Below are 22,041 nucleotides of genomic sequence, written 5' to 3'. Positions count from 1 at the left end.
AAAGTGGTCTCCAACCAATTAAAATGAATTCCGCTCGATCCCGTATTTCCGTATACGGTACTGTAGATTCTGTCTGCTCATCCCCAATGATTTCGCAGTCTTGGTGATATTGAAGTCGTGGTATTTCAATGCCTTCTGAATATAATAGGTTTCGGCTTCTTCTATGAAAAGTTCCAACGGCTTGATTTCCGTGCCTGATTGATAGAGGAATTCCGCTCCATCCTGGCTTTCATCATCTGTCACACTATGTTGGATCCTCTGCCTGAATCCGAAGGGAAGATGCTTGTAGCCGATTTCTTCCTCAAACCCTACAAGGTTGAATGCCCCTTCCATGACATGCTCCAGTTCCCGTACGTTCCCCGGCCAGTCATAATGTTGGAAAATCTCCCGCACTTCGTCGGATATCCCCTTGATATTCATGGCGAAGTGGTGGTTGAACTGGTTGATGAAATAACCCACAAGCTCAGTCAGATCTTCTTTTCTCGAACGGAGAGAAGGGATGAAGATAGACACGATGCTCAGCCGATAATACAGCTCCTTCAATAACCGCCCTTCTGCAATGGCGTCGATGGGATCCTCGTTCACCGTTGCCATCACCCTGACGTCAAATGGAAGCTCCGTCCCTCTGGAGAGGAAGTTTAACAGTTTCTCCTGAAGGGAAGGGGATAATGAGTTGATTTCGTCAAGGAGGAGAGTTCCTCCCTGTGCCTGTCGGAAGAGAGAGGGACGGTGATGTTCAGGGTCTTTCCCCTCACTCTTGTCATGAAAAAGAATTTCTTCAAGCATGTCATCGCGTAAAGAAGAGCAGTTCTGGGTGATGAAGGGACGGTTGGCACGGGCGCTGTCGTTGTGAACGCTTTGGGCGAAAAGCTCCTTCCCGGTCCCGATTTCGCCGCAGATCAAGACAGGGGAAGAGGTCCGAGTCGCCCGTTTCCCTGTTTCGACAGCGTCACAGAGCCGGGGGTGATGCCCTATGATGCTATCAAAGGTGAAGAAACTGCTGGGCTTTTTATGTATCTGATCCCTCATCACCTTCTCGAGTTTGGTGATGTCCCTGGCAATTTCGATGGCTCCGATCAGCATTTCATCGAGAAAAATCGGGAAGGTATCATTCATCGTCGTGATTTCGATTCCGTTCATATTAAAGTAGGTCTGCTTGACATTGAGGGTAGGTTTATTGGTTTTCAAAACCTTTAAAAGGGTGCTTTCTTCCTCGGAGTGAAATTGAAAAACATCCAGCAGATTTTTATCCAGGACGTCTTCAATGTCCATTCCTTCAATTTCACGCATCTTGCGATTGTAGATGATGGTCCTTCCGGTAGAATCGATGACATGGACACCTGATTCGAGATGTTCAGCGACTTTTTCATACATATACAATCGTTTTTCAGATTCCAGCATGCTGTTTCTCTCCCCTTGTTAATCTATGGTTCTTTCTTGTACGGATTTCCCATACTGACATGGATGGAAGCGAGCCCCATCTCATCGGGATCCGCAAAAAGAGTGGAATGATAAAAAATTTTTAAAAAACTCTTGAAAAACGCAACTATCTTTTGCATTATTATAAATGTAAGGGTTTTCTAAATGCAAATATTTTTTGCACACTTAAAGATGAGGATGAATAAAATCTTTCTTTAAGGGAGCAGGACAGTTGAGACTCTGCTTCACCTTGGTGTAAAAACAACATCAGTACCACGTTAAGAGTGAAAACGGGAGGGGCCTTTGAAAACAGAGGCTTCATCCTTTTATAAAAAAGAGAAAGATCTAAAATATCGAAGGAGGAATCAGTATGACAGTAAGTACGCATTCGATCATCGAACAAACAGAAAAGTATGGTGCCAAAAATTATCTTCCACTTCCGATCGTTATTTCAGAAGCGGAAGGTGTATGGGTAAAGGATCCTGAAGGCAATAAGTATATGGATATGCTCAGCGCCTATTCAGCGGTCAACCAGGGACATCGTCATCCAAAGATCATCCAGGCGCTGAAAGATCAGGCAGACCGTGTGACACTGACGTCACGAGCGTTCCATAATGATCAATTGGCACCGTGGTATGAGAAGATCTGTAAGCTGACGGGTAAAGACATGGCTCTTCCGATGAATACAGGTGCTGAAGCTGTGGAAACGGCGATCAAGACGGCTCGACGCTGGGCATACGATGTAAAGGGCGTTGCCGAAAACAGCGCTGAAATCATCGCCTGTAACGGAAACTTCCACGGCAGGACGATGACAGCTGTATCCCTTTCTTCAGAAGAGGAATACAAACGGGGCTTCGGTCCGATGCTTCCGGGAATCAACCTGATTCCTTACGGGGACCTTGATGCGTTGAAAGAAGCAATCACACCAAACACAGCGGCGTTCCTCATCGAACCGATCCAAGGGGAAGCAGGAATCGTGTTCCCTCCAAAGGGGTTCCTGAAAGCGGCGTATGAATTATGTAAGGAGAATAATGTCCTTTTCATTGCTGATGAAATCCAGGCAGGGCTGGCCCGTTCCGGAAAAATGTTTGCATGTGAATGGGAAGATGTCAATCCTGATATGTACATCCTTGGAAAAGCACTCGGAGGCGGAGTATTCCCGATTTCATGTGTGGTTGCTGATGAAGAAGTGCTGGGCGTATTCAATCCAGGGTCACATGGCTCGACGTTCGGAGGGAATCCGATGGCATGTGCGGTGTCTGTTGCGTCCCTTGATGTATTGATCGATGAAGATCTTGCAGGCCGTTCCCTTCAAATGGGAGAATACTTTATGAGTAAACTTCGTGAGATAGATAATCCTATGATTAAGGAAGTTCGTGGAAGCGGATTATTTATCGGGGTGGAACTGACAGAACCGGCCCGCAAATACTGTGAACAACTGAAAGAAGAAGGACTGCTTTGTAAAGAAACACATGATACAGTCATCCGTTTTGCCCCGCCGCTGGTCATCTCACAAGAAGACCTCGATTGGGCCATCGAAAGAATCAAAAAAGTACTGTCTTGATAGCGCAGGCGGACTGAGAAGTTTTTTTCTTTAATAGACTTGAAAACGCTTGAAAATAAAAATTATTTCTTTCCCAAGTCAATGGTTTAAGATACGGTAATATGTTACAATAACAACGTTTCAGATCACATAATAAAGAGGCGAATGTTTACAATGGGAGAAAACCTTAATCTGTTTACTTCTACACAGCATGTCATCAATGATGCTTTATCGAAGCTTGGATATACGGAAGAAATGTATGAACTTCTGAAAGAGCCGATTCGTATGTTGACCGTCCGGATCCCTGTCCGAATGGACGATGGCAGTATCAAAGTATTTACAGGCTACCGTGCACAACATAACGATGCAGTAGGTCCGACAAAGGGTGGAGTACGATTTCATCCTGAAGTGGATGAAGAGGAAGTCAAGGCTTTATCCATGTGGATGAGCTTGAAATGCGGGATTGTGGATCTGCCATATGGTGGAGGGAAAGGCGGGATCATCTGTGATCCGCGCACGATGTCCTTCACTGAGCTTGAGAAGCTAAGCCGCGGCTACGTACGTGCCATCAGTCAGATCGTTGGGCCGACCAAGGATATCCCGGCACCTGATGTGTACACAAATTCTCAGATCATGGCTTGGATGATGGATGAATACAGCCGTCTCCGTGAAAATGACTCACCGGGATTCATTACAGGAAAACCGATCGTCCTTGGTGGTTCCCAAGGCCGTGAAAAAGCAACGGCTCAAGGTGTGACCATCTGTATCGAACAAGCAGCGAAGAAGCGCGGCATCGATATTAAAGGTGCACGCGTCGTCATCCAGGGATTTGGTAATGCCGGAAGCTTCCTTGCAAAATTCATGAATGATGCCGGTGCAAAAGTCATCGCGATTTCCGATGCCCATGGAGCTCTCCATGATCCGGCTGGTTTGGATATTGATTATCTGTTGGATCGCAGGGACAGCTTCGGTACTGTAACGACTTTATTTGAAAACACGATTTCAAATAAGGAACTGCTGGAACTCGAGTGTGACATCCTTGTACCTGCAGCGATTTCAAATCAGATCACGGAAGACAATGTCTATGATATTAAAGCATCCATTGTGGTAGAAGCTGCAAACGGTCCTACTACCTTCGAAGCAACACGAATTCTGTCAGAAAGAGGAATCCTCCTGGTGCCGGACGTACTGGCAAGTGCCGGAGGGGTAACGGTTTCTTATTTCGAATGGGTTCAGAACAATCAAGGGTACTACTGGACAGAAGAAGAAGTAAACGAGAAGCTTTATGCTAAACTTGTCGAAGCTTTCAACAATGTATACGAAACATCTCAGAATCGTCGAGTGAATATGCGACTAGCCGCATACATGGTCGGCGCACGCAAAATGGCTGAAGCCTCAAGATTTAGAGGTTGGGTGTAACGATCGCATGAATAAGAAGAACGTATTCTCATTTTTTATGGGGTACGTTCTTTTTTTATTAGTGCTTTTCGTAAAGCTTGTTGTTTTCTAACATAAGAACTCTGAGTCTCTGTCTATGTGTGTATGGATAGATGGTGAGGGGAACGGCTTCGCTTTCCGGCGGACGAACGGCCAAGCCTCCTCGCATTCGCTGCGGGGTCTTGTCTCGTCCGTTTTTCCGCAGGAGTCTACGCCGTTCCCCTCCCCATCTAAATGAGATAGCGTGACAGAGCTTACCAGTGAAAAAACGAATGAAACAGCATTTTACTATTCAAGCTGAAATCGACCACTCTACAAATAGAAAATGATGATTTCTAGAGGTGTACAGAAGTAGGTAAACCCTCCAATTACAATAAAGTTGATTGTAGCGGAAGGTGCTCGACTCCTGCGGGAAACAACGAAAAGCGGAGGCGGCTTGCTCAGTCCCGACAAGCATAAGCTGAATGGGCCGGGAAGGCGTTTTTTGCCTTCTTGGATCATTTAGCTTATGACCTCGAGGGGCTAGCCGCCGGAGCTGGACAAGGAGAGGACACCACTTGCAGCCGAGGAGGCTCACCGCCAGCCCCGCGGAAAGCGAGCACCTGCAGCGGAAATCAACCACTACTCGCTACCTTACATAGCAATAAAGTTTACGAATAGAGCCTTGTATTTAAAGGAGTTCCCGAAAGGAATGTAGAAATGATTAGGAAGCCGTGGTTTAGGGTAAAATCACTGAAAATGCCTATATGTATATGCACAATGCTTGCGGAATTTTAGTTCTTATGTTTAAACTTATAAACATTAAAGATTCGGAGGGAAACAAATGTCTACTGAATTGTTTATAGAGGAAGCTTCTCTCGAGGCGATAGAAGCGAGTCTTCAACAGCACAAGCAATTTTTTAAGTCCGGGGTGACCCGTCCCCTTCAATACAGAAAAGATTTGTTAGAAAAATTCTACACCGTCATAAAAAATCATGAAACAGAAATCATCAGTGCCCTGAAGAAAGACTTGAATAAATCCGACATGGAAGCGTATACGACGGAAATCGGCATCCTTCTGGAGGAGATTCGATTCGTCCTTAAGAATATCGATGAATGGGCAGAACCGAAAAAAATGAAAACGGCGAAAACCCATATTGGATCGAAGGCCTATACTGTGCCAGAGCCATACGGAGTCACCTTGATCATCGCACCGTGGAATTATCCGATCCAGCTCGCCCTGGCACCGGTCATCGGAGCGGTTGCAGCGGGGAATACAGCAATCATCAAACCTTCGGAGCTCACCCCGACTACTTCTGCATTACTCGCTCAAATGATCAACACGCATTTTGATCCAAGGCAGTTGTTTGTCATAGAGGGCGGAGTGGAGACGACCCAGAATCTTCTCAAACAAGGTTTTGATTATATTTTTTTCACCGGAAGTGTGCCTGTCGGGAAAGTGGTCATGGAAGCCGCGGCCAAGCAGTTGATCCCGGTAACCCTTGAACTCGGCGGGAAAAGCCCGTGTATTGTCGATGAAACGGCGGATATCCCTCTAGCCGCCAAGCGTATCGCTTTCGGGAAAGTGACAAATGCTGGACAAACTTGCATCGCACCGGATTATTTATTTATCCATAAAAGCAAGAAAGATGAATTCATCACTGAATTTAAGAAAACCGTCATTGAGTTTTATGGGACTGAACCTTTGAAAAGCGATAAATTCGGACGGATTGTCAACGAACGCCATTTCAATCGTCTGACAAGCTATCTGGAAGACGGGGAAATCCTATTAGGTGGAAATGTTGATCCCGCTAGCTTGAAAATCGAACCGACCTTAATGGAGCCAAGGGATTTTTCTGTACCGGTGATGCAGGATGAGATTTTCGGCCCTGTTTTTCCTGTCATCGAGTATGAGGATCTGGATGAAGTCATCGAGTTCGTGACCGGGCGTCCGAAACCTTTGGCACTTTACCTGTTTACGGAAAACCCCATCACAGAAGAGAAAATCAATGGATCGATTTCCTATGGGGGTGGATGCGTAAATGATACCCTCATGCACATCGTTACGCCTTATCTTCCTTTCGGCGGGGTAGGGGAGAGCGGAATCGGAAATTATCACGGAGAATCGAGCTTTTCGACCTTCTCCCATTATAAGAGCATCTTGAAACAGACGACAAAGTTCGATATGAGCTTCCGTTATCCAAGTGGGCGATTCGGCTTGCAGATTATCAAGAAGTTATTGAAATGAGAAAAGGTGACCCGGGGTGGGTCACCTTTTTAGTTAAGGTTCTTATTTTATCTTGTCGGCTCTGTATGCGGTTCTCTTTCAAGCTCTTCCGTTGGTTTGAATAACAGACCAAGGTTGATAAGGCCGGCAATTCCGACTAAACCGTAAACGATACGGGATAGAGCTGCATCTTGTCCGCCAAAGATGGCTGCAACAAGATCGAATTGAAAGAAACCGATAAGTCCCCAGTTGATAGCACCAATGATCGTAAGAACCAAAGCAATACGCTGAATACCACTCATGTTGTTTTCCTCCTTCTATTCAATGGCTCATTCATAAGTTTCCCCCTGAGTCCATTCCTATTCATATTGCCCATAGTAAAATTTCCTTGTGCAAGTTCTTTGCAATTTGGGGATGATATATTCGATAATAGAAAATGTGCTAAGAACATTTTGGGTAACGAAATAAATCGGCCCTTATAGAATACAAGGAGGTAACAAAAATGAATGACTTTACATTTTACAATCCGACTAAATTAATTTTTGGTAAAGGACAAGTAGAACAATTGAAAGAATTGGTGCCTCAATATGGTAAAAAGGTGCTTGTCGTGTACGGCGGAGGAAGCATCAAGCGTAACGGACTATACGATCAAGTCATGTCAGTTCTGAAAGGGATTGATAGTGAAGTATTTGAATTATCCGGAGTTGAGCCAAATCCACGTCTGTCTACAGTAAGACGAGGAGTGGAAATCGCTAAGGAGAAGAACATCGACTTTATCCTGGCCGTCGGCGGCGGAAGCGTCATCGATTGTACGAAAGCCATCGCTGCAGGTGCTAAATATGATGGAGATGCATGGGACCTGGTCACGAAGAAAGCATTTGCAAAAGAAGCCCTTCCATTTGGAACAGTGCTTACTCTAGCTGCAACTGGTTCTGAAATGAATGCCGGATCGGTTATCACGAATTGGGAAACAAACGAGAAATATGGGTGGGGAAGCCCGGTGACGTTCCCTCAATTCTCCATCCTGGATCCTGAAAATACGTTTACCGTACCAAAGGATCACACCATCTATGGCATGGTGGACATGATGAGTCACGTGTTTGAACAGTATTTCAATAATGCTACAAACACACCGCTTCAAGACCGCATGTGTGAATCTGTTCTGAAAACAGTGATCGAAACAGCTCCGAAGCTGATTGATGATCTTGAAAACTATGAGCTTCGTGAGACGATTCTGTACTCCGGTACGATTGCCCTTAACGGAATGCTGCAAATGGGTTATAACGGTGACTGGGCAAGCCATAACATCGAACATGCCGTGTCAGCAGTATATGACATTCCTCATGCCGGTGGACTGGCAATCCTGTTCCCGAACTGGATGAAGCATAACCTGAAAGTGAATCCATCACGATTCGCCCAAATGGCTGAACGTGTATTCAACGTCGACCCAGCCGGCAAATCGGAAGAGGAAGTGGCGCTTGAAGGGATCGAAAAGCTTCGCGAATTCTGGTCAAGCCTGGGTGCACCTACACGCCTGGCGGACTATGACATCGACGACAGCCAATTAGACCTTATGGCAGACAAAGCCATGGTCAACGGCGAATTCGGTAACTTCAATAAACTAAACAAAGACGACGTCCTTGCGATTTTAAGAGCATCTCTATAATGTAGTGGGGAGGGACGGACCTTGGGTAAAGGTCCGTCCCTCTTTTTTGTTTTACTCGGCAGATTCCAAAAATATCGGGTTTTCTTCCCAGGAATTAGGGGAATATAAGCGGGTGAGAGTTATGGTGGATAAAAAGTTTTTCGTGCACACGCTTACATAGAGGGGGCTTTCTTGATTCTCGGGTCAGCTTTCGATAAAGTGAGATAGAAGAAAATATTTTAATCGGAGGATGGTTATGACACACATTCGTTTTGATTATTCAAAAGCGTTATCGTTTTTTGGAGAACACGAACTTACATACTTAAGTGATGCGGTTAAGGTTGCCCATCATTCACTACATGAACAAACAGGTGCAGGGAGCGACTTCCTTGGTTGGATCGATCTTCCTGTAGATTACGACAAAGAAGAATTTTCACGCATTCAGAAATCAGCGGAGAAAATCAAGAATGATTCCGATATCCTTCTTGTGATCGGTATCGGTGGATCGTACCTAGGGGCGCGTGCGGCGATTGAGATGCTGAACCACAGCTTCTATAACGCTCTTCCGAAAGATAAGCGTTCCACTCCACAAGTGTTATTCGTTGGACAAAACATCAGTTCCACATACATGAGAGACTTAATGGATCTTCTTGATGGAAAAGACTTCTCCATCAATGTGATCTCAAAGTCCGGTACGACGACTGAACCTGCCCTTGCCTTCCGTATCTTCCGCAATATGTTGGAAGAAAAGTACGGGGTGGAAGAAGCACGTAAACGTATTTATGCCACTACGGATAAATCGAAGGGTGCACTGAAGACACTGGCGACAGACGAAGGCTATGAAACATTCGTCGTTCCAGATGATATTGGAGGACGCTATTCTGTCCTGACAGCAGTAGGATTGCTTCCAATCGCCGTCAGCGGAGTGGAAATCGAGACGATGATGAACGGTGCTGCGCAGGCCCGTGAAGATTTCAGCAATTCCGAGCTGACGGAAAACGCTGCTTATCAATATGCTGCTGTTCGTAATGCACTATACAACAAAGGCAAGACAATCGAAATGCTCATCAACTATGAGCCGGGATTACAGTACTTTGCTGAATGGTGGAAGCAGCTGTTCGGTGAAAGTGAAGGAAAAGACCAAAAAGGGATTTATCCTTCTTCTGCAAACTTCTCGACAGATCTTCATTCTCTTGGACAATACGTTCAGGAAGGACGCCGTGACATTTTCGAAACAGTCATCAAGGTTTCAGAGCCCCGTCATGAGCTGAAAATCGAGAAAGCGGAAAGTGACCTGGATGGATTGAACTATCTTGCAGGTGAAACTGTGGACTTCGTGAATAATAAAGCATTTGAAGGAACACTGCTTGCCCATACAGATGGAGGGGTACCTAACCTGATCGTGGAAATTCCTGCAATGGATGCCTACACATTCGGTTACCTGGTGTACTTCTTCGAGAAAGCATGTGCCATGAGTGGATACCTTCTTGGTGTGAATCCATTCGATCAGCCCGGAGTGGAAGCATATAAAGTGAATATGTTCGCCCTTCTTGGTAAACCAGGCTTTGAAGAGAAGAAAGCCGAGCTTGAAAAACGCCTGAAATAATGAACAAGAGCACTGAGTAAATCTCAGTGCTCTTTTTACATTTTTCTTTTCTTTTAGGAGAAACTATCCCTAAAAGAAAGGGGATGCATCCACGTGATTGAGCTTTCATCAAGCATTGAAGGACAGCATTATCAACTGTATAAACTGGAACAGCTACTAAAGCCGCTTGGATATTCGATCGGCGGTAACTGGGATTACGATCACGGCTACTTCGATTATAAAATTGATGACGAGGTCGGGTATCAATTTCTAAGAGTGCCTTTTACCTCAGTAGACGGGCAACTGGACTCAAGGGGAGCTACCGTTGAATTCGGTAAACCGTTCCTTCTTTCTCATAAATACCAGATTGGCCTGGACGACTTTGCGTCGACAGGGAACTTTTCCGGTTCTGTCAATCAATTTTCAGAGCCACAGGATCCCGATGCAAGTTTTCCTGAAAAGTACATTGCCGTTGGGAAGGAACTTGTGAAGGAACTTGAGACCACTCTGTTTTCTAGTTAGAAATCACAAGAAGTTCGTCTGATTCTTCAACAATCGTCGTTAAAGGAGGATTCACGGATGTGTTTTCTCCTTTTTTAATGCCGAGAAGGATGATGTTGTGCTTGAGTAGGTGTCCACTAAGGGAATGGAAGTTTTCATTGATGTACTCTTTTGCAACAGGGATCAGCTTCAGATTATTTCCTTTAAGGTGATTCAACAGCTTTAAGATCGTTTTGGACATCCCCTGGGATATGATGCTATTCATCATTACGTAGCTTGTCTGCATATTGGTCTGGATGACTTCATCGGCACCGGCCCGTTTCGCATTAGCGACTTGATCCTTCTGGAGAATTTCGACCACGGTATATAGTCCGGGATGATTTCCTTTAATGGCAAGGAGGGTCAGGACCGAATTCATATCAGAAGTCATTTCGTCTTTATTTTGATCGGCTGTGATGATGGCAATCGATGCTTCATTCAAATTGGCTTTCTTCAGGATGGAATCCTTGAAAGGAGTCCCCTTTACAAAATGGATATGATGATTGTTATAGGGGTTCTTTTGGAGGGTTTCATCGACCAGGATAATATCACAGGTTGACTGAAGGGAGGTCAGCTGATTGATCACTTCCCGTGCACGCTCATTCCAGCCTACGATGATGACATGTTCTTTTCCTTTATATGTTGCCTTTCCTTCCAGATAGGCATTCTGGGTCATGACGGTTTCGGCTGCCAGTGTGACGAAATAGGTTGAAAGGAAACCTGCACCAACCAGGATGAGTACAATCCCAAGCAATCGTCCTTCCCATGTTAATGGGACGAAATCTCCATAACCCACGGTTGACGTTGTAATGATGGCCCACCAGATCCCGTCAAATAGCGAAGGGAAAGTATCAGGTTCTATAAAATGAATGACTGTGCCGAAAGATAGCATCAGCGTGATGGCAATCATGAAGATCCGAATAACTAAGGGCCAGCGCAAGAACCCATGAAACAATTGCTGTACCATTCTACCAGCTCCTTTTTCATATGCACTGACCATTATTTCCTATTCAGGTTCGTCTCATAACTAATCCAGCCATTCTTTCTTCAATAAACTGTACATATATGCGTCAAATGCCTGGTCATCCTGTAGGATATATTCCCTCAGCAAACCTTCCTGCTTGAATCCAAGCTTCTCCACTACCCGGGCCGATGCCTTATTATAAGGAACGATCACTGCTCCTATACGAATCATTCCTTTTTCTGAAAAAAGGTAATGGAGTAGTGGGGCCAGGGCTTCACCCATGATTCCCTTACCCCAATGGCTGGGATGAAGGTCATATCCGATTTCGCAGCGTTTATAAGCCTTCGAAATGCCATGGAAACCGCATGTCCCGATCATCTTGTTGGAATCTTTCTCCACGATGGCCCAACGCATGGGACCGCCTGATTCCAGGTGCTTTTCATAGTTTTCAACCATGCTGACCGCCACGTCTTTTGATTCTATCGGACTCATGCCGAAATAGCGGAGAACGTCCACGGACGTATAAAGTTCATAAAGAAAATCGACATCTTCCATTGCAATCTGTCTTAGAACCAATCTCTCTGTTTTAAATTCTGGATATTTTTCCATATTTATCAACCCCTTTATAGAAGAAAGTATACCATGGAAAAACCCTTGGCAGGGGGCTAATATCATCTGCGCGAAAAAGCCTCTGCCGAATTGGACAGAGGCTCCTTCACTATGACTTGAATCCTGCAGTTGGCTGTGCGTTCCACCCTTTCTTTGAATGAAATGAACCGTCCTTCACGTCTTTCAAAAGGGAGGCATCACATTCGGAAACAGATGATTGACCTGAAAGGGCCAATGTTAAATCGAGATCGGCCAATATATTCCGGATCACTTCTTTCACCCCTTGTTCACCTGCCAGGGTCAGACCGTACATATAGGGCCTGCCTATGAGAACGGAATCTGCTCCGAGGGCAAGGGCTTTTACGACATCGGCTCCACGCCGGATCCCGCTGTCAAAGAGCACAGGGATACGCCCGTTCACGACGTCGCATATGACGGGCAGAGAGTCTAAGGCTCCGATGGCCCCGTCAACCTGTCTTCCACCATGATTGGATACGATAATTCCATCCATTCCCCGGTCGATGGCAAGCTTGGCGTCGTCGGGATGGAGAATGCCTTTCAGCAGGATCGGCAGACTCGTATGTACACGCAGAAAGTCCAGGTCATCCCATGTCAGTCTTGCATTGCCAAACACTTGGGACCAGAGGATGGCAGCTGCATTCCGGTCGACTTCAGGGGGTTCTTTCAATTTTGAACGAAAGACAGGATCGCTCACGTAATTACCGACTCCTTCTCCCGACAAAAAGGGAAGATAGGCGTTTTCAAGGTCGTATTCACGCCACGCCATCATCGGGGCATCAAGGGTCACGACGATAGCGGAGTATCCTGACGCTTCAGCCCTCTGAAGCATACTTGCTGCAATCTCAAGGTCATTACTCCAATACAGCTGGAACCATCTTGGGGACTCCCCCATGACGGAAGCGATTTCTTCCATGGAGTAAGTAGACGCTGAACTTGCAATGAACGGGACATTCATGGATGCCGCCGCGCGGGCTGACGCCAGCTCCCCATCAGGGTGAACGATGGATTGTACTCCGATCGGTGCAAGGAGGAGGGGGGAGGAGTAGGTTTCCCCGAATAAAGTCACGTTCAGGTCGCGGTTCTCGACATTATTCAGCATACGGGGGACGATCTGCCAGCGGTCGAGGGCACTCCTGTTCGCGTGCATCGTCCCCTCACCGCCTGCACCTCCCGCCACATAATAAAACGGGCCGTCCTCAAGCTTTTCCCGTGCCATTTGTTCCAGCTCTTCAAACCGGAAAGGGATGGAGGGACGGACCTTCCTTTGATAAATTTCATTTTGGACTTGGTTTCCATACTGATTCATGATCTTTGTTCTCCTTTCATCTCTGCCGGAAGAAATGCAATCGTCAAAAGGAAGCGTATGTAATCGGCGTGCTTTTCCTTATAAAGAAAATGGTACTTACAGTATTCAGAAAAGTCAATCAAATCACACGAAAAAAGAGACCGGTCATATGACCGGCTCCCAGTTTATATCCCAACCTGCTTTTTGATCGCATCCAATCGTTTATCCAGCTCATCAGAAACGGTTTTCACTTCTTCGTGCTTATTGGACTCCAGGTCATTCAGGTAGTTCCTGATTTTCTCTTGACGGTCATCCAGGAGAGAAGAGATGGCAGAGCGTTTCTCTGAATCAATGAGCTCCTCTTTTTCCAGGCGATTGAGAATCTGGATCATCCTGTTTTCTTCATTCCGAATCATCGTTTGATAGGTAGAGACGATATCCCTCAAGGCATTATAATGATCGACTGTCGTCCAAACATTATCACTGAACCGATTGACAGCCCACCATCTCCACGTATTTTTATTGATGACTTCTTTCCACACGTTCTCAATTTCAGACAATTCTTGTTTCGATTTCACAGAGGAGTACTCTCCGCCACCGGCCTCTGCCACCTTCTTCAATTGCCCGTCGGCTTCTGAGTCCACATCGAATCCGATAATATTGATTTTGACATTGGTATTGTCCGCCTTCACCTTTTTGGCAGCAGCCACGGGATCCCCATCGCAGGTTTCGATTCCATCGCTCACGACATAGATGAAGTTCTCCGTCTTTTCGTCACTATGGGAAGTAAGTTGTTCGTTGGCCAATTCGATGCTTGATGCCAGTGGGGTCCAGCCCTTCGGATCGAATTTCTTCAGTGATTCCGAGAAGGCGCCCTCCTCATACGGTTGAAGGGGATAGATAGACGCGACTGCCTTACATGACATGTCTTTATCGGCATCACTGCCTGTTCCCTTATGTCCGAACGCGATCAGGGAAACATTCACGGATTCGGGTAACTCCTTTGCGAGGCTTTTCAGGCTATCCTTGGCAAGGGACATCTTGCTTTCACCATCCACGTCGGCTTTCATACTTCCGCTTGAATCGATCAACAAGGCGACATTCACCTTTTTGTCTTCTTTTTCGGTGCTTTCATCCATCGGGACATCCTGCAGAAGTCTACCATCGGGAAGCTTCATTTCCTCATATACGACCTCATAGTTTTCAAGCTCAGAGGCAATATCACCGTACCCCGTCTGGAGGCTTGAGAGGATGGACTGTGTCCAATTTTGTTCGGTCCATTTCTCCGTTTCTTTCGTAACGATGTTCTTCATATATTCATCGATGGCCTTCCCTGTAGCTTTTTTATAGGCTTCGGGTTCTTTGGACCAGCTTTTCTTTTCTATGTATTTTTGATAGAGTTCGCCCTCATCCTCATTGATCCATTCTTCCGGGGTATTTGATAAGTCCACATCCTTGGAAGCCTGGGCAGGTTGACCGGGATTCTGTCCGCCTTTTTCCTTAGTAGCGGCATTTTCTGCATCTCCCTGACATCCTGTTAGAAGGAGGAGTAACAAGGCTAAACGAAATAGAGGCTTTATGGGTTTCATATCATTCTCCTTTTGCGGATAGAGTCATACAACGTCATATTTTATCCATAAATTTACTTTTTATCTACTACCCTTAGAACCAGGACAATAAACCCATTTTCAACACAATAAAAAAGGCGTCCTTATTGTATAAATAAGGACGCCTTTTTATGTCATTTCGGTATGGAGCATAGCGGGATCGAACCGCTGACCTTTTGGCTGCCAGCCAAACGCTCTCCCAGCTGAGCTAATGCCCCGTGATTCGGTCAAGATTTATTATATGAAATGTTCATGCCTTCCGTCAATGCTTTTTTGAAATATTCTTTGCTTTGCTTAAAAAAATTCATTATACAGGGCTTGGTCCCTCCTGAAACTATATAAGGGCGTTTGTTTAATAATTGTACCGCCATGCTTCCTCCGCACCTGTCACGGACCGGCAAATATACTAGAGTGACAAACATACATTTTGCTAGATTTAGGTGAAAAACCAGTCCACTTCTATAGGGGTGAATATACATATAGGGAATGGGACATGCAGATCAAACTGTGCATGCCGATCATTTAGAAAGGAGAATAAATATGTCTTTCACGATAGGAATGACGATATTTGTATTCGTGATGACGATGGTAGTGATTTTTTTGAGGCCCGGTGGGATGAATGAGGCATGGCCTGCATCAGTAGGGGCGTTGATCATCTTTATGATGGGGACTGTATCCTTCTCTGACGTTGCAGATATCATCGATAAAATAGGGGGGGCGTCTATTACGATCATGGCAACCATTGTCATGGCAGTCATTTTAGAAAGCTTCGGTTTTTTTCACTGGGTGGCTGCCCGTATGGTGAAATGGTCTAAATACTCAGGATATCGCTTATATTGGTACATTCAATTGCTTTGTTTCACCATGACCCTGTTATTCAATAACGATGGAAGTATTCTCATTACAACCCCCATCCTGATTCTGCTTCTTAAAAATCTTCGACTAAAACCCCATGAAATGATTCCGTATCTATTGAGTGGTGCTCTGATTGCCACCGCTTCTAGTGCCCCGATTGGAGTAAGTAATATTGTGAACTTGATTGCACTGGAGATTGTTCATATGACCCTCTACATGCATACGGCCATGATGTTTGTACCTGCGACATTAGGATTGGTGTTCATGTCAGTGCTGATGTTCATCGTATTAAAGAATAAATTACCGAAGACATTACCAAGGTCCACACATGATGTGGAAGAGAGATTTTTCACGAAGAATTTCCATCCACTGAAAGGGACGATTTCAGTGGAAACCAAGAAAAAGCGAACAGCCTTCATGTTGAAAGTGCTACTGTTTGTCTTCGTCATGCGCTGTCTCCTTTTCGTCGCTTCCTTCTTTGCGATCCCGATTGAATTGGTTGCGGTACTTGGATCAACCGTACTCCTGTTATGGAGATGGTACCATTTGGGTACTAACCCATTGGATATATTGAAAAAAACACCTTGGCATATTCTGATCTTTGCGTTTTCCATGTATGTCATCATTTATGGATTGCATAATGCAGGGTTGACGGATATGCTGGTTGCGCTTTGTGAACCGATCGTCAACCAGGGACTCCTGCAGGCGAGCTTCACCATGGGGGGATTGGTTTCGATTCTTTCAAATATCTTTAATAATCACCCTGCACTCATGGTCGGGACGATAACATTGACGGAAATGGGACTGGACCCCATAACGCTTAAAACCATTTATCTTGCCAATGTCATCGGCAGTGATATCGGTTCCCTGCTTTTACCAATAGGCACCCTGGCATCACTTATCTGGATGCATATCCTGAGACAAAATCATATTAAAGTCAACTGGAAGGATTACTTGAGTGTCTCCTTGATCGTCATCCCCGCTGCAACGGTATTTACTTTATTCCTGTTATACTATTGGGTACAAATGGTGTTTGCATGATAAAAAAAGCGGAGAACATTGGATTGTTCACCGCTTTTTTTCATGCTTTATTTTTACATCCTTACCCTTTCATCTAGTCATCAATTTATGATCTTTCACCAGAGCCAGTGCTTCCTTATCGGCGATCACCGTCACATTCAAATGGCGATTCAAGACAGACGCAGGAAAGTCCTCTGATATTTCACCTTCCACTAACTTTTTTAATGCCTTCTGTTTAGAGTGGCCAGAGGCGAGAAGAAGGATTTCTTTGCTTTTTAAAATGGAGGCGATACCCATTGTAATCGCATGCGTCGGCACGTCATTGATGGAATCGAAGTAGCGGGCATTGGCCTCACGGGTGGATTGTGTAAGCTCGACAATATGGGTGGGAGAGTCAAAAGAAGTGCCCGGCTCATTGAATCCGATATGTCCATTGCTTCCGATTCCCAGTACCTGAAGGTCGATTCCTCCCTCGGAATGGATCTTTTCATCATACGCTTCACATTCCCCGTCAAGATCGGCGGCTTTCCCTGAAGGAATATGTGTGTTTTCTAACGGGATATCAATATGATTGAATAGGTTCTCATTCATATAGTGACAGTAGCTGTTGGGATGATCGCCGGACAGTCCGATGTATTCATCCAGATTGAAAGAAGACACCTGCTGATAGGAGGTGTTATTTTCCTGATGGTCAGCGATCAATGCTTTATAAAGACCTTGGGGTGTGCCTCCTGTGGCTAGTCCCAGGGTAATTTTTTTGTTTTTGTTCACCTTGGATAACAGATAGTCCGCAGCGACATGACTCATTTCCTGGTAGTCTTTAACTTCTATTAGTTTCATGAGTTTCATCCTCTCGAAGATAGGCTGTTTTCCCTTTGCATATTGTGGCATATACATCTTTGTTTTCGTCCAGTATGACGATGTCTGCATCTTTAAGGGGGGAAAGGCTTCCTTTCCGGTTAAACACATTCAATTGCCTTGCCGGATTTTCTGAGGTCATTTTAATGGCACTCCTCATATCGCCCGTTGTGAATGTTTGAATGTTTGTGAAAGCATCTTTCATTTTCAGGACGCTTCCTGCCAATGTGTCCTCATCCAATAAAGCCTTCCCATCCTTGACCGTCACCATCTGGCCGCCGAGCTCATACTGACCATTCTTCAGACATTTCGCCCTCATGGAATCGGTGATAAGGATCAAGCGTTCATCTGTGATCTGATTAAAAGCGAGTTGAATCACTTCAGGGCGGACGTGGATGCCGTCTGTAATCAATTCCACCATCAGTTCCTGTCGAAGGAAGGATGCCCCGACAATACCGGGCTCACGATGATGCAGGCCTGACATTTGATTAAACAAATGGGTCACATGGGACAAGCCGGCGTCGATGGCTTCCCCGACTTCATCGAAGGTTGCACTGGAGTGGCCCACTGAAGAGATGATCCCGTTTTCTTTTAAGTAAGAGATCAGTTCATGATCCTCATCAAGCTCGGGGGCGAGGGTGACTAATTTTATTTGGTTCTGAGAGAGTGTCTGCCAGCGTTTAAATATGTCGACACTCGGCTTTTGAATTCGATCGAGAGGCTGCGCGCCTGCCCGGTCAGGGTTGATGAACGGTCCTTCCAGGTGAAGTCCCAGAATTTCCGCCTGACCGCCTTTTTGATGATTGGCCATATAATCTGCAGTATTCTTCAATGTTTTTTCGATTGACTCGGACTCTTCTGTCATGGTTGTGGCGAGGAAGCTCGTGGTCCCTTCTTTCGGAAGAGTCCCGGTCATCGTATCAAGGGCTTCCCTGGTCGCATCCATGGTATCGGCTCCATTTACGCCATGGATATGAATATCTATCATTCCCGGGACCACACTATACCCATGGGGAAGGGAAATCACTTTAAACTCTTCTATACCGGTCAAACGGGAGCGTTCACCCAATTCGGTGATCATGCCATTTTCTATTTTGATATAGCCTTTTTCATACACTTTATCTTCTGCATAGATCGTTCCATTCAGTATCAGCAGTTTTTCTATATTTGAGGTCATTGAAATCACTCCTTGTGTACTTTACCATTCTACAATACCACCAGTAAGTATAGATGTCTATACCAGTTAGAGGATTGAATGAATATTTTACATGTAAAATTAGTTTGGGAACCTATACAAACCTATAAAGCAATAAGTCCCAATGAATAAATTGGTATAGACATCTATTCCTTTTTAATGATATGATTCTGTCTAAGCGCTTTCAATTGAAACTAAAGGAGAGAATAGTATGTTAGGTTTTTTACAACGAATCGGTAAATCACTCATGCTTCCCATCGCGGTTCTTCCGGCAGCAGCCTTATTGCTGCGCCTGGGTCAGGATGATCTATTAGGAATCGCGTTCATGTCTGAAGCAGGAGATGCCATATTTAAGAATTTAGCTTTAATCTTTGCGATCGGTGTGGCGATCGGATTTTCGAAAGATGGAAATGGTACAGCCGGATTGGCCGGTGCCATTGGTTATTTGGTACTGACGGGCGGTTTAAAAGCCCTGGATCCCGATTCCAATATGGCGATTTTCGGAGGGATTATATCCGGAGTCGTGGCAGGCTTATTATATAACCGTTTTAATGATATTAAACTTCCGGCATGGCTCGGATTTTTTGGAGGCAGACGTTTCGTTCCGATTGTGACGGCAGCATCCATGGTTGTACTCGCAGGGATCTTCGGTATCATCTGGCCACCGATCCAAAGCGGGATCAATTCCATCGGTGAATGGATCATCGGTGCAGGTGCGGCGGGAGTCGGTGTGTTCGGCCTGCTGAATCGTCTCCTGATTCCGGTTGGACTGCATCATGTATTGAATACCCTCGTCTGGTTTGAATTCGGTACATTCAAAGATGCAGCGGGTGAAGTCGTGAAAGGGGATATTCCACGCTTCTTTGCAGGGGATCCTACCGCCGGAACGTTCCAGACCGGCTTCTTCCCGATCATGATGTTCGGTCTTCCGGCAGCGTGTCTCGCCATGATCGTGACGGCCAAAAAACATCTGCGTGCCAATGTAGCAGGGATGTTAATCGGACTCGCCGTCACTTCTTTTTTAACAGGGATCACTGAGCCGATAGAATTCAGCTTCATGTTCCTATCTCCTGTCCTTTACGGGATTCACGCTGTCCTGACGGCGAGCTCTATGGTCGTTACCTATGTACTTGGCATTCATCATGGATTCGGTTTCTCGGCGGGTGCCTTTGACTACATCCTTAATTTCAAAATTGGTCAAAAACCTTGGCTGCTACTTGGAGTCGGAATTCTTTACGGGATCATCTACTTCCTGCTCTTCACTTTCTTGATCAAGACGTTTAATTTGAAGACTCCGGGTCGTGAAGATGATGAAGATGTGGTGGCACCGGATAAAGGTTCAGTCGGGAATAGTAAGTACGAAATCATGGCTTCTCACTTCCTTCAAGATCTGGGTGGTAAAGAAAATCTGGTCGTCATTGATAACTGTGCCACACGATTACGTCTCGAAATCAATGATGTCACACTGGTAGACGAAAAAGCGTTAAAAGCTCACGGGGCGAAAGGTGTGATGAAGGTGAATAATCGGAACCTTCAAGTCATTGTGGGAACGGATGTGGAATTTGTCGCAGACGAGCTGAGAAAGCTGAAATAAAGGAGAGGACAGGGATTGTCCTCATCGCATTGTTGTCTGTTATATACATGCCAGATATAATGAAATAAAACCCGTTAGATCGAAAGGAGAACCGTTCGTGGTTAATAAAAATTCTCCTCTTCCTTTGTATTATCAGTTAGAAGAACACCTTAACCATTTAATACAGTCTGAAGAGCTAAAACCGGGGGACGCCCTGCCATCGGAACGGGAGCTTGCTGAGTCATTTAAAATCAGCAGGATGACCGTGAGACAGGCGATTACCAATCTGGTGAATAAGAATGTCTTATATAGGGAGAAAGGGCGGGGCACATTCGTCTCCCACCGGAAAATCGAACAAAGCCTCCAAGGACTGACAAGCTTTAGCGAAGATATGAAAAGCAGGGGACTCGAGCCTGGCAATAAATTATTGCATTTCGAAATTTCCCCGGCATCGGAGGATATCCGGGAGCTTCTTTCTCTGGAGGAAGAAGAACTAGTTTATACGATGAAGCGGATCCGCCTTGCAAACGGCGAACCGATGGCCTTGGAGACGAGTTATATACCCGTCAGGCTGCTTCCTGGATTGAATCAGGAAATATTGGAGAAATCCCTGTACCATTATATCGAAAGAGAGTTAAACCTTCACATCAGTCATGCCACTCAATCAGTGGAAGCGACACTTGTGACAGAAGCGGATACAAAGCATCTGAAGGTGAAAAGCGGGGAGCCGGTGCTCTTCATCCAACGGGATTCTTTCCTGGAAGATGGAACCCCTTTTGAATTGGTACGATCCGTTTATCGGGCGGATAAATATAAGTTTAAGATCAACCTGGACAGAATGTGAAAAAAGAGCAGGAACCCATGATGATAGGGTTCCTGCTCCTTTTTTGATTACAGTCCTTTTGTTAAAAGGGGGATCCGCATTCGGTACTTCTCGATCAGCTTTTCGTTATGATCACCCGCACCGTCCACGTTACCACTTATGAAGATAGGCGGCTCATATCCTTCATCTGCCATATGTTCGATGGCCCCGGCCATGATGCTATTCAAAATCGCAGCGCCGATGACGGTTGATGAAGGTGAAAATGGAACAGCCACCCGTTCGTGGGTCAAAACAGCGTCCCCTACGACGGAGTGGTTGTTAATGGCAAGATCCACCACTTCACTAAGGAATTTCCCGCTCGGGTGCCTGGATGTTTCTTGTTCTACATAGTCAAAGGAACTGATGGAAGCGACATAGGTACTGTTTTCCTTTGCATGAAGCGCCACGTCGATAGGGACGGGGTTCTTTCCTGAGGTGGAAAGGACGATCATCACGTCTTGAGGCTGAATATCCTGCCCACTCATGAACTCAGACGCATATCCTTCTGCCCTTTCTAATTGAGAAGAACGTACGGCGCCTTCGTGGAGCATGAGGGGCTCGATCAAGATCGGGTTGATCGGAACCAGTCCACCTGCCCTGTAGAACACCTCTTCAGAGAGGATGTGAGAGTGGCCGCACCCGAAAAGGTGGATGATGCCGTCCTGTTGGATGCAGGAAGAAATGCGTTGGGCAAGACTGGCCATTCTGTCGGCTTCTTTCGTTTGCACCTCGTGAAGTTTTTCCTGGATTTTCTCAAAATATGTAGGTATCATTCTGTTCCCGCTTTCCGTTTTTCTTTCAGCATACCATGTATCAA

The 22,041-nt window shown here is 45.6% G+C and carries 18 protein-coding genes and 1 tRNA gene; 9 read left to right on the top strand and 10 right to left on the bottom strand.

The features are described from left to right. Window positions 1–18: 18 nt before the first annotated feature. Window positions 19–1,401 (bottom strand): sigma-54 interaction domain-containing protein, encoded by a 1,383-nt coding sequence (locus P8596_RS19775; RefSeq protein WP_254652231.1) that lies wholly within the window; start codon window positions 1,399–1,401, stop codon window positions 19–21. A gap of 388 nt (window positions 1,402–1,789) precedes the next feature. Here P8596_RS19775 and P8596_RS19770 point away from each other — a divergent pair, with 388 nt between their 5' ends. From P8596_RS19770 to P8596_RS19760, 3 genes are all read left to right on the top strand, one after another. After that, window positions 1,790–2,983, top strand: coding sequence for an ornithine--oxo-acid transaminase (locus tag P8596_RS19770; RefSeq protein ID WP_224522076.1), 1,194 nt, complete (start codon window positions 1,790–1,792; stop codon window positions 2,981–2,983). A 153-nt stretch (window positions 2,984–3,136) separates the two neighbouring features. Then, a complete protein-coding gene (locus tag P8596_RS19765; RefSeq protein ID WP_034763858.1) occupies window positions 3,137–4,381 on the top strand; it encodes a Glu/Leu/Phe/Val family dehydrogenase in 1,245 nt (414 codons plus the stop codon). A gap of 841 nt (window positions 4,382–5,222) precedes the next feature. Next, on the top strand, window positions 5,223–6,626 hold the full coding sequence (locus P8596_RS19760) for an aldehyde dehydrogenase (RefSeq protein ID WP_254652230.1): 1,404 nt from the start codon (window positions 5,223–5,225) through the stop codon (window positions 6,624–6,626). 47 nt (window positions 6,627–6,673) lie between these two features. Here P8596_RS19760 and P8596_RS19755 read toward each other — a convergent pair whose 3' ends face one another. Then, window positions 6,674–6,907: a DUF378 domain-containing protein gene (locus tag P8596_RS19755; RefSeq protein ID WP_034763863.1), complete on the bottom strand. Its 234-nt coding sequence runs from the start codon at window positions 6,905–6,907 to the stop codon at window positions 6,674–6,676. 200 nt (window positions 6,908–7,107) lie between these two features. Between P8596_RS19755 and P8596_RS19750 the strand changes: the two genes are divergently transcribed. From P8596_RS19750 to P8596_RS19740, 3 genes are all read left to right on the top strand, one after another. Next, on the top strand, window positions 7,108–8,271 hold the full coding sequence (locus tag P8596_RS19750; RefSeq protein WP_034763865.1) for an iron-containing alcohol dehydrogenase: 1,164 nt from the start codon (window positions 7,108–7,110) through the stop codon (window positions 8,269–8,271). A gap of 235 nt (window positions 8,272–8,506) precedes the next feature. Next, entirely contained in the window at window positions 8,507–9,856 is a 1,350-nt protein-coding gene (locus P8596_RS19745; RefSeq protein WP_229597290.1) for a glucose-6-phosphate isomerase, read from the top strand. A 93-nt stretch (window positions 9,857–9,949) separates the two neighbouring features. Beyond that, window positions 9,950–10,357 (top strand): YugN-like family protein, encoded by a 408-nt coding sequence (locus tag P8596_RS19740; protein WP_034763870.1) that lies wholly within the window; start codon window positions 9,950–9,952, stop codon window positions 10,355–10,357. On the opposite strand, the gene P8596_RS19735 is transcribed toward P8596_RS19740, so the two are convergent. From P8596_RS19735 to P8596_RS19715, 5 genes are all read right to left on the bottom strand, one after another. Beyond that, the gene (locus tag P8596_RS19735) at window positions 10,350–11,342 is read right to left on the bottom strand and encodes a potassium channel family protein (protein ID WP_254652229.1); all 993 of its coding nucleotides are present in this window, start codon (window positions 11,340–11,342) and stop codon (window positions 10,350–10,352) included. The two genes, P8596_RS19740 and P8596_RS19735, sit on opposite strands and share 8 nt — an antisense overlap. Before the next feature lie 60 nt (window positions 11,343–11,402). Then, window positions 11,403–11,948 (bottom strand): GNAT family N-acetyltransferase, encoded by a 546-nt coding sequence (locus P8596_RS19730; RefSeq protein WP_254652228.1) that lies wholly within the window; start codon window positions 11,946–11,948, stop codon window positions 11,403–11,405. Window positions 11,949–12,057: 109 nt separating this feature from the next. After that, complete coding sequence (locus P8596_RS19725; RefSeq protein WP_279724797.1) at window positions 12,058–13,275, bottom strand: lactate 2-monooxygenase; 1,218 nt, start codon at window positions 13,273–13,275, stop codon at window positions 12,058–12,060. 164 nt (window positions 13,276–13,439) lie between these two features. Then, window positions 13,440–14,843: a vWA domain-containing protein gene (locus P8596_RS19720; RefSeq protein WP_279724795.1), complete on the bottom strand. Its 1,404-nt coding sequence runs from the start codon at window positions 14,841–14,843 to the stop codon at window positions 13,440–13,442. A 163-nt stretch (window positions 14,844–15,006) separates the two neighbouring features. Then, a tRNA-Ala gene (locus tag P8596_RS19715) sits at window positions 15,007–15,079 on the bottom strand. Between the two features lie 322 nt (window positions 15,080–15,401). Between P8596_RS19715 and P8596_RS19710 the strand changes: the two genes are divergently transcribed. Next, window positions 15,402–16,757, top strand: a complete 1,356-nt coding sequence (locus tag P8596_RS19710; RefSeq protein WP_224522084.1) for an arsenic transporter — start codon at window positions 15,402–15,404, stop codon at window positions 16,755–16,757. A 69-nt stretch (window positions 16,758–16,826) separates the two neighbouring features. Here P8596_RS19710 and nagB read toward each other — a convergent pair whose 3' ends face one another. Next, on the bottom strand, window positions 16,827–17,576 hold the full coding sequence (gene nagB, locus P8596_RS19705) for a glucosamine-6-phosphate deaminase (protein WP_224522085.1): 750 nt from the start codon (window positions 17,574–17,576) through the stop codon (window positions 16,827–16,829). Further along, complete coding sequence (gene nagA / locus P8596_RS19700; protein WP_279724794.1) at window positions 17,557–18,771, bottom strand: N-acetylglucosamine-6-phosphate deacetylase; 1,215 nt, start codon at window positions 18,769–18,771, stop codon at window positions 17,557–17,559. Before nagA ends, nagB begins: the two co-directional genes overlap by 20 nt. A gap of 229 nt (window positions 18,772–19,000) precedes the next feature. Between nagA and nagE the strand changes: the two genes are divergently transcribed. Continuing rightward, window positions 19,001–20,383, top strand: a complete 1,383-nt coding sequence (gene nagE / locus P8596_RS19695) for an N-acetylglucosamine-specific PTS transporter subunit IIBC (RefSeq protein ID WP_254652224.1) — start codon at window positions 19,001–19,003, stop codon at window positions 20,381–20,383. Window positions 20,384–20,480: 97 nt separating this feature from the next. Next, window positions 20,481–21,206 (top strand): GntR family transcriptional regulator, encoded by a 726-nt coding sequence (locus P8596_RS19690; RefSeq protein WP_254652223.1) that lies wholly within the window; start codon window positions 20,481–20,483, stop codon window positions 21,204–21,206. A 47-nt stretch (window positions 21,207–21,253) separates the two neighbouring features. Here the strand turns inward: P8596_RS19690 and P8596_RS19685 are convergent, their stop codons facing one another. Continuing rightward, window positions 21,254–21,997, bottom strand: a complete 744-nt coding sequence (locus P8596_RS19685) for an SIS domain-containing protein (RefSeq protein WP_279724793.1) — start codon at window positions 21,995–21,997, stop codon at window positions 21,254–21,256. Window positions 21,998–22,041 lie beyond the last annotated feature (44 nt).

Source organism: Rossellomorea sp. DA94 (assembly GCF_029834455.1).
Taxonomy (GTDB): domain Bacteria; phylum Bacillota; class Bacilli; order Bacillales; family Bacillaceae_B; genus Rossellomorea; species Rossellomorea vietnamensis.
Note: the sequence above shows the minus strand (reverse complement) of the source record. Positions and strands in the feature narration are given on the sequence as shown.

What these genes read in the sequence shown, in the direction of transcription:
- P8596_RS19775 (WP_254652231.1), bottom strand. Translation starts at nt 1,401, where the DNA reads ATGCTGGAATCTGAAAAACGATTGTATATGTATGAAAAAGTCGCTGAA.
- P8596_RS19770 (WP_224522076.1), top strand. Translation starts at nt 1,790, where the DNA reads ATGACAGTAAGTACGCATTCGATCATCGAACAAACAGAAAAGTATGGT.
- P8596_RS19765 (WP_034763858.1), top strand. Translation starts at nt 3,137, where the DNA reads ATGGGAGAAAACCTTAATCTGTTTACTTCTACACAGCATGTCATCAAT.
- P8596_RS19760 (WP_254652230.1), top strand. Translation starts at nt 5,223, where the DNA reads ATGTCTACTGAATTGTTTATAGAGGAAGCTTCTCTCGAGGCGATAGAA.
- P8596_RS19755 (WP_034763863.1), bottom strand. Translation starts at nt 6,907, where the DNA reads ATGAGTGGTATTCAGCGTATTGCTTTGGTTCTTACGATCATTGGTGCT.
- P8596_RS19750 (WP_034763865.1), top strand. Translation starts at nt 7,108, where the DNA reads ATGAATGACTTTACATTTTACAATCCGACTAAATTAATTTTTGGTAAA.
- P8596_RS19745 (WP_229597290.1), top strand. Translation starts at nt 8,507, where the DNA reads ATGACACACATTCGTTTTGATTATTCAAAAGCGTTATCGTTTTTTGGA.
- P8596_RS19735 (WP_254652229.1), bottom strand. Translation starts at nt 11,342, where the DNA reads ATGGTACAGCAATTGTTTCATGGGTTCTTGCGCTGGCCCTTAGTTATT.
- P8596_RS19730 (WP_254652228.1), bottom strand. Translation starts at nt 11,948, where the DNA reads ATGGAAAAATATCCAGAATTTAAAACAGAGAGATTGGTTCTAAGACAG.
- P8596_RS19725 (WP_279724797.1), bottom strand. Translation starts at nt 13,275, where the DNA reads ATGAATCAGTATGGAAACCAAGTCCAAAATGAAATTTATCAAAGGAAG.
- P8596_RS19720 (WP_279724795.1), bottom strand. Translation starts at nt 14,843, where the DNA reads ATGAAACCCATAAAGCCTCTATTTCGTTTAGCCTTGTTACTCCTCCTT.
- P8596_RS19710 (WP_224522084.1), top strand. Translation starts at nt 15,402, where the DNA reads ATGTCTTTCACGATAGGAATGACGATATTTGTATTCGTGATGACGATG.
- nagB (WP_224522085.1), bottom strand. Translation starts at nt 17,576, where the DNA reads ATGAAACTAATAGAAGTTAAAGACTACCAGGAAATGAGTCATGTCGCT.
- nagA (WP_279724794.1), bottom strand. Translation starts at nt 18,771, where the DNA reads ATGACCTCAAATATAGAAAAACTGCTGATACTGAATGGAACGATCTAT.
- nagE (WP_254652224.1), top strand. Translation starts at nt 19,001, where the DNA reads ATGTTAGGTTTTTTACAACGAATCGGTAAATCACTCATGCTTCCCATC.
- P8596_RS19685 (WP_279724793.1), bottom strand. Translation starts at nt 21,997, where the DNA reads ATGATACCTACATATTTTGAGAAAATCCAGGAAAAACTTCACGAGGTG.